Origin of the sequence: Segatella copri (assembly GCF_019249655.2) — a bacterium.
In the GTDB taxonomy this organism is placed as follows: domain Bacteria; phylum Bacteroidota; class Bacteroidia; order Bacteroidales; family Bacteroidaceae; genus Prevotella.
On record NZ_CP137557.1, the window covers coordinates 2,708,144 to 2,723,785 of the forward strand.

Annotated in this window: 11 protein-coding genes; 3 read left to right on the top strand and 8 right to left on the bottom strand. The window is 48.8% G+C overall.

The genetic code is table 11. The features are described 5' to 3' along the window. Positions 1-8: 8 nt before the first annotated feature. From leuD to KUA49_RS11175, 8 genes are all read right to left on the bottom strand, one after another. A complete protein-coding gene (gene leuD / locus KUA49_RS11140; RefSeq protein ID WP_006846819.1) occupies positions 9-599 on the bottom strand; it encodes a 3-isopropylmalate dehydratase small subunit in 591 nt (196 codons plus the stop codon). A 33-nt stretch (positions 600-632) separates the two neighbouring features. Continuing rightward, a complete protein-coding gene (gene leuC / locus KUA49_RS11145; protein ID WP_218412802.1) occupies positions 633-2,027 on the bottom strand; it encodes a 3-isopropylmalate dehydratase large subunit in 1,395 nt (464 codons plus the stop codon). 40 nt (positions 2,028-2,067) lie between these two features. After that, positions 2,068-3,567 (bottom strand): 2-isopropylmalate synthase, encoded by a 1,500-nt coding sequence (locus KUA49_RS11150; RefSeq protein ID WP_218412803.1) that lies wholly within the window; start codon positions 3,565-3,567, stop codon positions 2,068-2,070. Between the two features lie 458 nt (positions 3,568-4,025). Beyond that, a complete protein-coding gene (gene dnaB / locus KUA49_RS11155; protein WP_218412804.1) occupies positions 4,026-5,579 on the bottom strand; it encodes a replicative DNA helicase in 1,554 nt (517 codons plus the stop codon). 37 nt (positions 5,580-5,616) lie between these two features. Then, on the bottom strand, positions 5,617-8,220 hold the full coding sequence (locus tag KUA49_RS11160; protein WP_218412805.1) for a hypothetical protein: 2,604 nt from the start codon (positions 8,218-8,220) through the stop codon (positions 5,617-5,619). 28 nt (positions 8,221-8,248) lie between these two features. Then, the gene (locus KUA49_RS11165) at positions 8,249-9,175 is read right to left on the bottom strand and encodes an ABC transporter substrate-binding protein (protein WP_218412806.1); all 927 of its coding nucleotides are present in this window, start codon (positions 9,173-9,175) and stop codon (positions 8,249-8,251) included. A 6-nt stretch (positions 9,176-9,181) separates the two neighbouring features. Then, positions 9,182-10,363, bottom strand: a complete 1,182-nt coding sequence (locus tag KUA49_RS11170) for a class I SAM-dependent rRNA methyltransferase (RefSeq protein ID WP_218412807.1) — start codon at positions 10,361-10,363, stop codon at positions 9,182-9,184. A 15-nt stretch (positions 10,364-10,378) separates the two neighbouring features. Continuing rightward, on the bottom strand, positions 10,379-10,990 hold the full coding sequence (locus KUA49_RS11175; RefSeq protein ID WP_218412808.1) for a 3'-5' exonuclease: 612 nt from the start codon (positions 10,988-10,990) through the stop codon (positions 10,379-10,381). 113 nt (positions 10,991-11,103) lie between these two features. Between KUA49_RS11175 and KUA49_RS11180 the strand changes: the two genes are divergently transcribed. The 3 genes from KUA49_RS11180 (at position 11,104) to KUA49_RS11190 (ending at position 15,593) form a co-directional block, all read left to right on the top strand. Then, positions 11,104-13,719 (top strand): FtsK/SpoIIIE family DNA translocase, encoded by a 2,616-nt coding sequence (locus tag KUA49_RS11180; RefSeq protein ID WP_218412809.1) that lies wholly within the window; start codon positions 11,104-11,106, stop codon positions 13,717-13,719. A 157-nt stretch (positions 13,720-13,876) separates the two neighbouring features. Next, complete coding sequence (locus KUA49_RS11185; protein WP_218412810.1) at positions 13,877-14,476, top strand: LolA-like putative outer membrane lipoprotein chaperone; 600 nt, start codon at positions 13,877-13,879, stop codon at positions 14,474-14,476. 34 nt (positions 14,477-14,510) lie between these two features. Continuing rightward, positions 14,511-15,593: a phosphotransferase enzyme family protein gene (locus KUA49_RS11190; protein WP_218412811.1), complete on the top strand. Its 1,083-nt coding sequence runs from the start codon at positions 14,511-14,513 to the stop codon at positions 15,591-15,593. The last annotated feature ends 49 nt before the right edge of the window (positions 15,594-15,642 follow it).

The window sequence follows — 15,642 nt, forward strand, 5'->3', positions numbered from 1 at the left end:
TTACTTGATTACTTGTTCTTAGCTTCCCAAGCCTCTACCTTGTCACGGTTCTGAACGAGGAAGTCTACATCGTCCAAACCGTTCTCCAGACAGTGCTTCTTGTAGCCATTGATTTCGAAGTGCTCGCTCTTGCCAGTAGCAAGGTTGGTCACAGTCTGGTTAGGAAGATCTACCTTTACCTCTGTCTTGTGATCCTTGTCGATGCTCTCGAAGAGTTCCTTCAGGAATTCCTCGCTTACCACTACTGGCAATACGAGGTTGTTCAACTCGTTGTTCTTGTGGATATCAGCGAAGAAAGAGCTGATAACGACACGGAAACCTGCGCCTGCGATGGCCCAGGCAGCGTGCTCACGGGAAGAACCTGAACCGAAGTTCTTGCCAGCTACGAGGATGACGCCACTGTAAGAAGGGTCGTTCATCACGAAGTCTGGCTTTGGTGTTCCGTCGGCATTGTAGCGCCAGTCGCGGAAGAGGTTGTCGCCCATACCCTCTTTATCGATAGCCTTGAGGAAACGGGCTGGTATAATCTGGTCTGTATCTACATTCTCCAATGGAAGAGGAATGCAGCTTGATGTAATTACATTGAATTTCTGTTTCATTTCAGTTTTTCGTTTTACGTTGAACACTTAACATTACATGAACTCTCTTGGGTCGGTAATCTTACCAGTGATAGCGGCAGCTGCTGCTACGTATGGGCTGGCAAGGATGGTGCGGGAACCTGGTCCCTGACGACCCTCGAAGTTACGGTTGGATGTACTTACAGAGTACTTGCCTGCAGGAATCTTATCATCGTTCATTGCCAGGCAGGCAGAGCATCCTGGCTGACGGATTTCGAAGCCGGCAGCCTCAACAATCTTATCAATTCCCTCTTCACGTATTTGTTTATCAACCAGCCAAGAACCTGGTACAAGCCAAGCAGTTACACCCTCTGCCTTCTTCTTACCTTTAACCAATGAAGCAAAGGCACGGAAGTCTTCAATACGACCGTTGGTACATGCGCCCAGGAATACATAATCGATAGGATGACCCTCCAGTTTCTCGCCTGGCTGGAAGCCCATGTAGTTGAGGCTCTTCTTGAAACCAGCCTGCTCTTCCTCAGGAATCTCATCAAGTGTTGGGATGCTTTCGGTGATGCCGATACCCATACCTGGGTTGGTACCGTAGGTGATGCGTGGTTCGATATCCTTTGCCTCGAAAGTCAACTCCTTGTCGAATACAGCGTCATCGCCACTCTTCAAGGTCTTCCAGTAAGCCACAGCCTTGTCCCACTCTTCACCCTTAGGTGCATATTCACGACCCTTGATATACTCGAATGTTGTCTCATCAGGAGCTACGAAACCGCCACGGGCACCCATCTCGATGGAGAGGTTGCAGAGAGTCAAACGACCTTCCATTGACATATCCTTCACTACATCGCCACTGTACTCAACGAAGTAACCGGTAGCACCGGACGTAGTGAGCTGGCTCATCAAATAAAGAGCTACATCCTTGGCTGTAACACCCTTGCTGAGCTTGCCGTTGATACTGATGCGCATAGACTTTGGCTTGCTCTGGAGAATACATTGTGAAGCCATCACCATCTCCACCTCAGAAGTACCGATACCGAAGGCAACGGCACCCATGGCACCATGGGTAGAAGTATGAGAGTCGCCGCAGACGATGGTCATACCTGGAAGAGAAAGACCCTTCTCAGGACCTACCACATGGATGATACCATTGTCCTTGGTGTTCATGGCAAAGTGAGTTACGCCGAAATCAGCGGTGTTCTTTGCCAAGGTATCTACCTGCTTCTTTGAGATTGGATCCTCGATAGGCTTGTCCTGATCGTGGGTAGGAGTATTGTGGTCAGGCATACAGAAAATCTGGTCTGGACGGAACATCTTGAGTCCGCGTGCTCGCATACCAGCGAATGCCTGAGGTGATGTTACTTCGTGACAGTAGAGACGGTCGATGTAAAGCTGTGTAGGGCCGTCTTCTACAATCTGGACAACGTGCTTGTCCCAAATCTTGTCGAATAATGTATTCATAATATCCTGTTTATTATATATTTATCTGAATTATACTTTATCATACCTTGAACTTGTTGATACAGTCGATGTAAGCCTCTACGGAAGCTGTCACGATGTCGGTATCTGCACCGAAGCCATAATATACATGGCCATCGTACTCCACCTGCATGTGAACCTTACCCACATCGTCAGAACCCTTGTCGATAGCCTGGATGGTGAACTCCTTGAGGTTCATCTCCTTGGTGATGACCTTCTTGAGGGCACGGATGGCAGCGTCCACAGGACCATTGCCAGATGATGCAGCCTCGAACTTCTGACCAGCGATGTTCAAGCCGATGCTGGCTACACTCTTCACGCCCTTGCCGGTAGTTACCTGCAACCAGTCGAGCTGTACGCCATGCTTATCGGCAGAATCAGCACCAGCGAGCATCAATACATCCTCGTCGGTAACTTCCTTCTTCTTATCAGCCAACTGGAGGAACTTCTTGTAGATCTTGTCGAGCTTCTCCTCGTCCTCGATGTTCACGCCGTTTACGTGGAGGCGATACTTCAATGCCGCACGACCCGAACGGGCTGTCAATACGATGGCGTTATCATCCAAGCCCACATCCTTAGGGTCGATGATTTCGTAAGTCTGAACATTCTTCAGCACGCCATCCTGGTGGATACCGGAAGAATGAGCGAAGGCATTGCGGCCCACGATAGCCTTGTTAGGCTGCACAGGCATGTTCATCAGACTGCTCACCATGCGAGACATAGGAACAATCTTGGTGGTATTGATGTTGGTATCAATGTTGAGGTGCTTGTGGCACCTCAAGATCATAGCGATTTCTTCAAGCGAAGTATTACCAGCACGCTCGCCGATACCATTCATGGTTACCTCTACCTGGCGTGCACCATTCAATACACCCTGCAGGGTATTTGCCGTAGCCATACCGAGGTCGTTGTGGCAGTGGGTAGATATGCGTGCATTCTCGATGCCATCCACATGATCCATCAGATACTTGATCTTGGCACCATACTCATCCGGCAAGCAATAGCCAGTGGTATCAGGAATGTTGACCACCGTGGCACCTGCCTTGATGACAGCCTCAACCACGCGAGCCAGATACTCATTATCCGTACGACCCGCATCCTCAGCGTAGAACTCCACATCCTCTACGTACTTCTTGGCATACTTGACGGCAGCCACGGCACGCTCGATGATTTCCTCGCGGGTAGAGTTGAACTTATATTTGATGTGGCTATCGCTAGTACCGATGCCAGTATGGATTCTCTTGTGCTTGGCATACTTCAACGCCTCGGCAGCGCAATCAATATCCTTCTCCACTGCACGAGTCAACGCACAGATGGTTGGCCATGTAACCGCCTTGGAAATCTCCACCACCGAATTGAAGTCGCCCGGGCTTGAAATAGGGAAGCCCGCCTCAATGACATCAACGCCCAACTGCTCCAGCGCCTTAGCCACCTGAATCTTCTCAACCGTGTTCAACTGACATCCTGGAACCTGCTCGCCATCGCGAAGGGTTGTGTCGAAAATAAATAATCTGTCACTCATATCTCTAATCAATATTTTTATTATTCACCTTATTATATATATAAGAGCCGTGATATATATATATGTGATATATATATGTGATATATATAAGAGAAAAAGCCTTTCTCACTCCCAGATACGGAAGTGTAGAAAGGCTTGATATATCCCCAGCATTGAACTATACGCACACCTTATCACTTCCGCCTACATGCTGCAGTCGAAGTCGAATAATCATGATGCCTGTAATATTCAACGCTAATGCTCTCATATCTTTTATATTTTTATGTTATACTTAATTCGCTTGCAAAGGTAATATATTTCTCTGATATACGCAAACAATTTATCACTTTTTTAATAGAAAATCTTTCAAATTACCATAAAAATACAAAAAACGGCTCATTTCCCAAAGAAATGAGCCGTTTTTATATGAGATTATTCCCTGAATGAGGGGTTTTCGTGTCAGTTTATTCCCTTTTCTGCTAGAAAGGTAACGGACCGTTAGGTGCAGGTGGCGGCAGAGGAGGCAAGGAACCTTCTGCTGCAGAACCGCTGCCAGAGGGTGCACCGGCAGCACCACCATTCATCTTGGAGCCCATGATTTCTCCACCCTCCTGCACCGGAGTATAGGAATCGGTAGGATCCTGGAATCGGGTGAACTCGCCACGGAAGTTGAGAAGCACATCGCCCGTGGCACCCTTACGGTGCTTGGCAATGATGATCTGAGCCATGCCATGGAGGTCGTTACCCTTTTCGTCCTGATAGATGTGATAATATTCCGGACGGTGAACGAAGAGCACCATATCGGCATCCTGCTCGATGGCTCCGGATTCACGGAGGTCGCTCAACTGTGGTCGCTTTCCTTCGAGACCCTCGCGGTTCTCCACGTTACGTGACAACTGCGACAGAGCGAGCACCGGAATATTCAACTCCTTGGCAAGACCCTTGAGCGAACGGGAAATGGTGGAAACCTCCTCCTGGCGGCTACCAAACTTCATGCCGTTGGCATTCATCAGCTGCAGGTAGTCGATCATCAGAATCTTCACCCCCTTCTCGCGCACCAGTCGGCGAGCCTTTGTTCTCAATTCAAACACCGAGAGTCCAGGAGTATCATCCACATAGATCGGCGCACCCGTGAGGGCACGTATTTTCTTGTCGAGACGCTCCCACTCAGCAGGGTCGAGCTGTCCGTTCAGAATCTTCTTACCCGAAATCTCACAGACATTCGAGATAAGACGGTTGACCAGCTGGACGTTGTTCATCTCAAGAGAGAAGAAGCCGATAGGTACCCCATAGTCCACAGCCACATTCTTGGCGATGCTCAGCGCGAAGGAAGTCTTACCCATGGCAGGACGTCCGGCGATGATAACCAGGTCGGAAGGCTGCCATCCTGAAGTCATCTCATCCATCTGCTGGTATCCGGTAGGGATACCGGTGAGTCCACCCTTGTTCTGAGCGGCACGCTGCAGGATATCCACGGCATCCTTGATGACGGGGTCAATCTGGGTATAATCCTGCTTCATGTTGCCCTGTGACAGCTGGAAGAGTTCGCCCTCGGCATGCTGCATCAGTTCGTCAACATCCACGCCCTCGTCGTACGCCTGAGTCTCGATATCGCCGGCATAGTGAATAAGCTGTCGCTGCAGATACTTCTGCGCCAGGATTCGGGCATGATACTCTACGTGGGCAGCCGAAGCTACTTGAGACGAAATCTCCATCAAGTAAGCCGCCCCTCCCACCTTCTGTATTTCGCCCATCTTGGTGAGTTCATCGATGATGGTCATGATATCCACCGGCCTCTCCTCCATGTTCATGGTCTGGATGGCCTCGTATATCTTCTGGTGTCGCGGATCATAGAAAGTGGCAGGTTTCAGCACTTCTGACACCACCGAAAAGGCATCGGCATCAATAAGGAGCGAACCCAGCACCACCTTCTCCAACTCCACCGCCTGCGGCTGCAGGTGGGCGTAGTTGGTATCTATCTGAGTTTTATTCGTTCTATTATTACTTCTATTACTATTGTTATCTGTCGGCATATCAACCTCGATTCTATATTTTCAAGATAAATTATCTTTATTTTTTCTTCTTGTCATCAAATATTTCGCTTATGCCATGAATCATGTTCTCGAAATCATGCACTGCATAGTTATACAGGAGCAGCGCATCTTCCCAGGAAACTCCATGCTCTTCAAGCCACTCGCGGTCATTTCTCAACATCTCATCCAGTTTTCCAGTCGATCTCTTACATGTAGTAAGGATTCTGAGCATCTTGTCGAGAGCCATTTCAGGATTGCCCTCTACCATATAAACCAGACAGTAGGAATAGCTATTGATGAATTCTGCTTCCTTGTCTTTCTGCATCATTTTCAGGAAAAGACCCATGGTAGAGGCAAATATCTGCTCCAAATTCTGGTTAGAACCAGTCCCCTCCATCATATTCGCAATATCCATCTCGTCAGCGAAATAGGCTCCAATGCGCTCCTTGGCTTTCAGGAAAGACTCTTCGGCATTTTCACCTTTTCTTTTCAGCAGACAATAAGAGAGCATAGCAGAAACCAATTCCAGGTCTGGATAATGATATTCCAGATCGTAACCCAGCCCGATGGCATCCTCATAATGCTTCGCCTTGAAGAGCATGTTCATCTTCTGTATTTTAAGTAATTTCTTGAAATCATCAGATAAGGAATCGCCCTTCTTGAGCAGCTCATCATAGACCTCGAGATAAGGCTCAAGCATATTCAAATCATGATAGCAATCGGCCAACATGGAATAGGCTTTCTTCATGCCAGGCTGGATTTCCAACATCTTCTTGAAATGAATCACTGCCATCATCAAATTCTTTTCGCCTTTCTTTTTCATCAAGGACCATCCTTTCATGTAATGGGTTTCCAGGTCGTTGGCTTCCATACCGTTCAGCAAAACCCCAACCATACTTGGCACCTCGAGACGGGTGGCATAACGGGCAGCAGCGAGACGATAACTATCAAAGAAAGGATACTGGAACACAGGCGAAGCAAGCACGGCGTAACCCGGAACTTCATCTTTATCGTCCTCAAACACATTGAAGAATTCGTCACGATTGAAGCAGAATCTGTAGAAACGAAGCAGATTGCGCAGGTATCTGGTGCGAATCATGCAAATTTCAGTTTCAGGATCATCTGGAGTCTCATCATCAGAATCATCTTCAGCCTCATCATCCTGCTCATCGCCATCTTCAGAATCACCCTCAAACGTCTCTTCATCTTCCAGTTCTTCGTCATCCTCAAACTCATCGTCATCATGCTTTGACATCTCTGGAACTTCAGGAATATCATCAGGATGATTCAACATCAACACGGCAAGCGCATACGCATCGGCAGCACACGAACGATTGGCAGTGGTAGTGAACATTCTGTCGGTATCGTTCTTTGTGTCAATGGCAGCAGCCTCAGCAAGAATCGGCTGATTCTCATCGAATGGCAAGAACCAATTGGAAATCTCTTCAAAGAACGGATGGTCAGACAGCTTGTTAAACTGACCCAAGAGAATATCCATGCCCTTTTCCATCATTTCCTGGGCATCGACATCCTCATCCATCTCTATATCAATTCTCTTGCCGTCATCCGACATACGGACATTATCTGCCTCATCATCATCCTCGTTGCCGATGCCATCATCAGCCAGCAAATCCTTCAAATCATCATCAGCATGCTTAGCAATGCTGTGCTTCAAGGCACCTATCATTCTATTGGAAATACGATCTCTGAAACTATCTGTATATTCCTGAGACAACATTTCACTCTTAAGGGTCATGGCAAGCTGCTTCTGAATCTCAAGAATCAGCTTTGGAAATTCTATTTCCAACTCTTCACGGTACTCCTTTTCGCAAACTCCCTTTGGCATGCGGGTTGAAGCCAAGAGTAAGCCTATCAAGGCACGCTGCTTCAGCTCTTCATCCTTAGCCTCTTCGAAAACAGTTTTCAGCAAATCAAACTTCTGGAAGCTGAATACCGTGGTACATGCCAAGGTGACGGCACTAACCAGCAACTGGGAAGTGACGGCATCAACGGTTGGCGAAAGAATGAGATCACGATAGAGGCACCATGTTTCCCAACTCCAGTTACCCGAGGTTACAATTGCAGCAAAGATAACGTGACGAATTTCATTAAGCTCTTCCTGCAACTCAATCTGACGCTGTTTGAGTTTCTCGTCGGTCTGGTTGGTATCGATATATAACATCGCCATATCAGAAAGCTGAGATTCAAGGGTGCTCAGGAAATCTTTCTTGTCTATCTGATCACCCGTTTTCTTCAAATCCATAAAAACACCCGGCTTGGAACAACGGAAAGCAACCTCAAAATCACACAGATATTCATTAAATTCTCTCTGAATTCTACACAACTCTGCCGCTCTGCCTTCTGGAGTCTTGATATCCATACCCGTGATACAAAAATCATGTTTCTTACCTTCTGCATGAAAAACAGCTTTGCCAGCCTCATGCTTCGTATAATCAATCCCCATTCCTTCGCATACCTGGGTTAACCATCCAAGCATATAAAAAATATCGCCATCTGAAACCGAAGCTTCAGGGATTTCCCTATTAAGAAAGGTAAGGGAGGCACATAAAGTGAGATAGTCGCCATGAGACAACTCCGAACGTGCCTCGGCTAAAGCCTGCTCTATTTTTTTTTCTTTCATTGTTTCGTTAAAATTAATTATTTAAAGATTACTTGTTCTCTGCTCTTTTCCTAGCCAACTGCAAATCGCGCTGAAGCGGCTCCATGGCATGACTGTATTTGAGCTGAGGCAGACTTTTGATGGTATGGGCATCTAGGTCATAATACTTCTTCAACAGGGTAGCGTACTTTCGAACGCCATTTTTGTTAATACTATCCACTGCAATGTCGTATGCGGTCAAGAATCTGTCTATCTGTTCTTTACGGCGACGTTCGGACTTCAGCTTGGTGCGAAAGGCAATGGCACCCAGGTTGATGTTCTTGTCGCGGCTATCCATCAGCACCACGTTCTGAGCCATTCGTGCCCTGGTAGCGTAAGGCTCAGGCAGGAGCATGGCATCCATCTCGTTGTTGAGAAGCATGCTCAGGCGAATGTTCAAATCGTTGATCTGCACGCGATACACCTCGTACTTCGGCTTCGCACTGTCGATGGCGAGGTCGGCGAGATAATCGGTGGCAGAATGGCGGGTGATGGCAATCATCTTGTCGGACAACTGCTTGAGTTCCGACACACGTGCCTTTCTATTGGAGATTAACTGCCAATAGAGATTGGTTGATACGGGATAGAAGAGCGGCACTCCCTTCTTCTCGATGTGGGCAGCACGAACCAGGTCGGTCACCGTTCCCTCTACCCTGCCACGGGCGATGGCGGTATCGCAGTCCATCTGGGCATTATAACGATACAGATGCACCGTTACTCCCTGCTTCAGGAAGATGCTGTCTTCGTACGCCAGATATACCGGAAGGCAATCGAGCGTAGGCATCACACCTATCTTCAGGGAAGCCCGGTCGATGCTGTCGAGGCGGGCTTTCTCCTGCTTGCTCAGCCGATGACGCTCCTGTTCGGAATGTCCACAACCCGACATTCCGAACAAGAGTACAGAAACCAAGCATATCATTAATGAAAATTTCTTCATAACAAATTATTCTACGTAGAGAACGAGTCCCTTCAAATACTCACCCTCAGGGTGATAGATATTGATAGGATGGTCGGCTGGCTGATGCAGCTGGTGCAGGATGCGCACCTTTCTGCCAGCCTGGGCAGCAGCCGTGAACACAGCGTTGCGGAAGTTATCCTTGGTAACCACCTGCGAACAGCTGAAGGTGAAGAGGATTCCACCCTTCTTGATGCGCTGCAATCCCTTGACATTGAGACGGGTGTATCCCTTCAGGGCATTGCGCAAGGCTGCACGATGCTTGGCAAAGGCAGGAGGATCGAGGATAATGAGATCATACTGCTGATCGTGCTCATCAAGATACTTGAAGGCATCCTCGCAGAAAGCCTCATGGCGTGCATCGCCAGGGAAATTCAAGGCGATGTTCTCGTTAGTCAGTTCTACGGCCTTGGCACTGCTATCCACCGAGTGAACAGCCTTGGCGTTGCCACGCATGGCATAGACTGAGAAACCGCCGGTATAGCAGAACATGTTGAGTACACTCTTGCCCTTGGCATAATGCTCAAGCAGAGAACGGTTCTCACGCTGATCGATGAAAAAACCGGTCTTCTGACCACGCAGCCAGTCGATATGGAACTTCAATCCATTCTCCACAGCCACATCATCGGCATCACCGCCCAGGATAAAGCCATTCTCCTGACGCAGGTCGGCCTTATAAGGCAAGGTAGTCTCACTCTTATAATAGATATTCTGCAGCTCATCGCCCATCACCTCTTTCAAAGCCTGGGCTATCTCCATACGGCAGACGTGCATGCCCACACTGTGAGCCTGCATCACGGCAGTAGGACCATAGCAGTCGATAACCAGTCCTGGCAGGTTATCACCCTCGCCATGCACCAGTCGATAGGTGTTGTTATCCGGATTGCCTGCGATATCCACTGCCAGGCGCATCTTGTAAGCTGACTCCAGGCGGGCGCGCCAGAACTCATCATCGATGGCAACATCACTGAATGAGAGCACACGCACGGCGATAGATCCAATCTGATAATGACCTACCGCAATGAAATCGCCAGCGTGGTTAAACACTCTAACAACCTCACCTTCTTCTATATCATTGTCCATGCGCTGGATAGCACCGGAGAATATCCATGGGTGGAATCTCTTGAGAGATTCTTCCTTTCCTTTCTTTAAATATACGTTCTTATACATTATTATATATAGGGATTATAATTCGTCAATCTCGTAATCGCCAGTCTGGATGAGGCGATTGAATTCCTCATATAGGTTGATGCAGCACCAGGCATCTGTGGCAGCATACAGGCACTGGGAATCGCGGAGTTCGTTGGCCTCCCAATTGCTCAGGCGCTGCGCCTTGCTGATTTTCTGATGAAACAGGTTGGCATAGAGTTTCTGCAAACTCATATCCTTGATGCCGAAATCCTTTGCCACATCCTGCAACTCCACAAAATAACCTGCCTTGAACTCGCAGCGGCGATGCAACTGCAGGAGGTCATCATGCCAGGAAAGGCCAACCTTCGGCACCTTCGTGTCTTCCAGGAAACGGATGATGGCAGGCGTCATGCCCGTGTGATGCAGACGGAAGAGATAACAGCGGGTACGACTACTCACCTGCAGCAGCGACACCTGGTAGTGATGACCCTTGGAGAAGCTAGGTCGCGTCTCCGTATCCACTCCCAAAACGTCTTGTTGCAAGAGGTAATCCACTGCGGCATCTGTATCCTCAGCCTTATCTATCACAATCACCTTACCTGGGAAAAGAACCCTTGGCAAACTGTTGACTGTTTTCTTGTCAAAACTCGTGAAAATAATCTTCATTTTACATTTTATTCATTACAAGTTGCAAAATTAAAAAAAAAAGCCGAGAAAAAGGATTGTTTCTCGCACTTTTTTACTAATTTTGCAGAGAAATATTTTAAAACAAGATAAAAATGGCAAGAAAAAAGACTTCAGGCAGAGCTAAATCATTTAGCGAAGCCATTGGTTTACAATATATTTTCAACAATACCATCACCGATTTCTTCCTCGGACTCGCCCTGGTGGTGATGGCTGTGGTTCTGATCATCGCTATGGTTTCATTCATCAATACGGGTGCAGCTGACCAAAGTCTGCTAGAAAACCTGAGACCAGGCGAATGGACCAACACCGAAAAGCAGTTTCAGAACTACTGCGGTTCGCTGGGTGCCATCATCTCCTACTGGCTGATGGCAGTGAACTTCGGATTCCCAGCCTTCCTGCTTCCATGTTTCGTGGTGATGGCAGGATTCCAGCTGATGCATGTATATAACATCAACCTGTGGAAATGGTTTCTCAGCATGATGATTATCATGATATGGTCGAGCATCACCTTCGCCAAGTTCCTCACCCCGCTGATGGGCAGCCTTATCTTCAACCCGGGCGGCAAGCACGGACTCTATGTGGTGCAGAACCTGGAGAACGTGGTAGGTCCTCCCGGACTCACAGCCATCCTCCTCTTCGTGGCTGTAGCCTTCCTCACCTATCTCACCACAGAGACCATCACCATCGTGAGAAAGGCACTCAACCCTATCGGATATATATCTAATAAGGTGAAGTTCGAAATCACCAACCATGGAGATTCGAATACGGAAGACATCGACCTGGCTTACCAGAACGCTGAAAGAGGAAGGGATATGGAGGAAGAGCAGACTCCAGAGAAGGAAGAGCCTGAAAAGGAAAATGCAAAACAGGAAACTCCTGCGCAGCAGAATAGCGAAGAGAAGAAGCCGCAGGTAGTGGATCTCGATGCCAACAAGGATGAGAATGAAACGGAAGACAGCGTAGCCAATGCCACTGTCACCCCGACAGAGCCGATAGCAACCACCACTCCAAGCGCTACACCTAGCTTCCTGGAGATGAAAAGAAAGCAGCGTGCCGAGAAAGCGGAACGAGAAAGAATGGAGATGGAAGCTGCCGCTGCCGCTTCGGAGCATGTGGGCATGGACATCTCCGTGGCATTGGGCGAAGAGAAGGCTACCAGCAACACGGTGAGCAACGCCGAGGTGCTCAATACGCCTATCAACCCGAAGGAGCCTTTCACCAAATACAAGTACCCTACCCTCAACCTGCTGAAGAAGTATGACGACCAGGAGGTTTCCATCGACGAGGAAGAGCAGAAGGCAAACAAGAACCGCATCATCGAAGTGCTCAACAACTTCGGCGTGCAGATCAAGACTATCCGTGCTACGGTGGGACCTACCATCACCCTCTATGAGATTCAGCCTGCCGAGGGCGTGCGCATCTCGAAAATCAAGAACCTGGAGGATGATATCGCCCTGAGCCTCGCAGCACTGGGTATACGTATCATCGCCCCTATCCCAGGCAAGGGGACCATCGGTATCGAGGTACCTAACGCCAAGGCGAACATCGTGAGCATGGAGAGCATTCTGAACTCGAAGAAATTCCAGGAAACCAAGATGGAACTGCCTATCGCATTGGGTAAAACCATCACCAACGAGGTGTTCATGGTGGATTTGGCCAAGATTCCTCACCTGCTCGTTGCCGGTGCCACCGGTCAGGGTAAGTCTGTTGGTCTGAATGCCATCATCACTTCCCTGCTCTACAAGAAGCATCCTAACGAGTTGAAGCTGGTTCTCATCGACCCTAAGAAGGTGGAGTTCAGCGTATATTCACGCATCACCAATAAGTTTATGGCTGCCGTTCCAGATGAGGAGGAGCCTATCATCACCGATGTTACCAAGGTGGTGAGAACACTGAACAGTCTCTGCGTGCTGATGGATAGCCGTTACGACTTGCTGAAGAAGGCGGGAGCCAGAAACATCAAGGAGTATAATCAGAAATACGTGAACCATCGCCTGAAACTTACTGACGGTCACGAATTTATGCCATACATCGTGGTGATTATCGATGAGTTTGGCGATTTGATTATGACAGCCGGCAAGGAGGTGGAGCTTCCTATCGCCCGTATCGCTCAGCTGGCACGTGCCGTGGGTATCCACATGATCATCGCTACCCAGCGTCCTACCACCAGCATTATCACCGGTAACATCAAGGCCAACTTCCCTGGACGTATCGCCTTCAAGGTGACATCTGCCATCGACTCCAAGACCATCCTTGACAGAACAGGTGCCAACCAGTTGATTGGTCGTGGTGACATGCTCTACCTGAACGGCAATGAGCCAGTGCGTGTACAGTGTGCCTTCGTAGATACACCGGAGATTGAGCGCATCAACGAATACATCTGCAATCAGCCTGGTCCTATCGAACCGATGGAGTTGCCAGAGCCAGCCAGCGAGGATGGCGGTGTAGGAGGTTCAGGCAGCGTGGATGCCCGCAACCTGGATCCATATTTCGAGGAGGCAGCCCATGCCATCGTTCTATCGCAGCAGGGCAGCACCAGTATGATTCAGCGTAGGTTCAGCATCGGCTACAACCGCGCCGGCAGACTGATGGACCAGCTTGAAGCAGCAGGCATCGTGGGAGCCGCACAGGGCAGCAAGCCAAGAGAGGTGCTCCTGCAGGATGAAAACCAGCTCAACACCTTGCTGATGCAGCTGAGAAACTCGTAAGTAAACGCCCTGAAAGGACAAAAGATAATATTCGCTCCAAACGCCCTGAAAGGGCAAAAGCATTTAAACCTTGAAGCCACAGAAGCGTCTAACATTTTTAAAAAGCAGCGCTTCTGCGGCTTTATATGTAGTAATGAACAAAATAAACAGTAAGGATATGAAAAAGATTTTAGCCATCGCTTTCGCAGCGATGATGAGCCTCGGCACCATGGCGCAAACCGCCCAGCAGGTGCTCGACAAGACAGCTACCGTTATCGGCAACAAAAAAGGAGCCACCGCCAACTTCAAGATGTCAAGTCCGAAATTTGGTTCGGCTAGCGGCTCCATCACCATCAAGGGCAACAAGTTCAATGCCCGCACCCCACAAGCCATCGTATGGTTCAACGGCAAGACCCAGTGGTCGTACATGAAGAAAACCAACGAGGTGAACGTGAGCAATCCTACCCAGGCACAGCAGATGTCGATGAATCCCTATACCTTCATCCACATCTACAAGACAGGATATAAAAGCACCCTCAAGACTGTGGGAAGCAACTATCAGGTGCATCTCGTAGCCAACAACCAGAAGCGCAGCGTGGCTGAGATGTATATCACCATCGACAAGAGCACCCACGTGCCTTCGCAAATCAAGATGAGACAGGGTTCTACCTGGAGCACCATCAACATCTCGGGCTTCAAGGCAAAGAACATCTCTAACAGTGCCTTCACCTTCAACAGCAAGGAATTTCCAGGTGCAGAAGTCATTGACTTAAGATAGAAAAAGCTTTATAAATATTTAAAACCAAACTAAAATGAAAGATCTTACAGCTATTCTAAAACAGTTCGATATCATCGGAACTGTAAAAGAGGTAAAACCTCTCGGTAACGGACTCATCAACGACACCTACAAGGTGACAACAGCAGAAGCCGATGCCCCAGACTATGTTCTGCAGCGCATCAACGACTCCATCTTCACCGATGTAGACCTGCTGCAGCGCAACATTGAAGAGGTTACAACCCACATCCGCCAGCAGCTAGAAGCCAAGGGCGCTGACGACATCGACCGCAAGGTGCTTACCTTCGTCAAGGCAACCAATGGCAAGACCTATGTGAAAGATGCAGACCAGCAGTACTGGCGCGTCTCTGTATTCATCCCTCGTGCCATTACCCAGGAGGCAGTGAACCCAGAAAGTTCCTACTACGCAGGCAAGACCTTCGGTGAGTTCGAGGCTCAGCTCACAGATATCACCGACCGCCTCGGAGAAACCATCCCAGATTTCCACAACATGGAATTGCGCCGCGACCAGCTGCGTCAGGCTATCAAGGAAGACCGTGCCGGACGAGCAGAAGGCGTGAAGGACTTCATCGCCGACATCGAGAAGTATATGGACGAGATGTGTCTCTGCCAGCGCCTCTTCCGCGAGGGCAAGTTGCAGAAGCACGTTTGCCACTGCGATACCAAGGTGAACAATATGATGTTTGACGAGGAAGGCCGCGTATTGTGCGTCATCGACCTCGACACCGTGATGCCATCCCTCTTCGTGAGCGACTACGGTGATTTCCTCCGCACGGCAGCCAATACCATCGCCGAGGATTCTCCAGAGTTCGAGAAGATAGATTTCCGCATGGACATCTTCGAGTCGTTCACCCGCGGTTATGTGGAATCAGCCTCAGCCTTCCTTTCTCCTTTGGAAATTTCCCTGCTTCCTCATGCTGCCGAACTCTTCCCATACATGCAGGCAGTACGCTTCCTCTGGGATTACCTCAACGGCGACCACTACTGGAAGTGCAAGTATCCAGAACACAACCTGGTAAGAGCCCAGAACCAGTGGCATCTCTTCCTGAAGGCGAAGGAACACGAGGCAGAGATGAAGGCGTTCATCGAAAAACTATAGTTTAAGGAGTTAAGAAGTTAAGGAGTTAAAGGAGTTAACTCCTTTAACT

Coding starts and splice junctions, on each gene's coding strand:
- leuD (WP_006846819.1), bottom strand. CDS start 599: ATGAAACAGAAATTCAATGTAATTACATCAAGCTGCATTCCTCTTCCA.
- leuC (WP_218412802.1), bottom strand. CDS start 2,027: ATGAATACATTATTCGACAAGATTTGGGACAAGCACGTTGTCCAGATT.
- KUA49_RS11150 (WP_218412803.1), bottom strand. CDS start 3,567: ATGAGTGACAGATTATTTATTTTCGACACAACCCTTCGCGATGGCGAG.
- dnaB (WP_218412804.1), bottom strand. CDS start 5,579: ATGCCGACAGATAACAATAGTAATAGAAGTAATAATAGAACGAATAAA.
- KUA49_RS11160 (WP_218412805.1), bottom strand. CDS start 8,220: ATGAAAGAAAAAAAAATAGAGCAGGCTTTAGCCGAGGCACGTTCGGAG.
- KUA49_RS11165 (WP_218412806.1), bottom strand. CDS start 9,175: ATGAAGAAATTTTCATTAATGATATGCTTGGTTTCTGTACTCTTGTTC.
- KUA49_RS11170 (WP_218412807.1), bottom strand. CDS start 10,363: ATGTATAAGAACGTATATTTAAAGAAAGGAAAGGAAGAATCTCTCAAG.
- KUA49_RS11175 (WP_218412808.1), bottom strand. CDS start 10,990: ATGAAGATTATTTTCACGAGTTTTGACAAGAAAACAGTCAACAGTTTG.
- KUA49_RS11180 (WP_218412809.1), top strand. CDS start 11,104: ATGGCAAGAAAAAAGACTTCAGGCAGAGCTAAATCATTTAGCGAAGCC.
- KUA49_RS11185 (WP_218412810.1), top strand. CDS start 13,877: ATGAAAAAGATTTTAGCCATCGCTTTCGCAGCGATGATGAGCCTCGGC.
- KUA49_RS11190 (WP_218412811.1), top strand. CDS start 14,511: ATGAAAGATCTTACAGCTATTCTAAAACAGTTCGATATCATCGGAACT.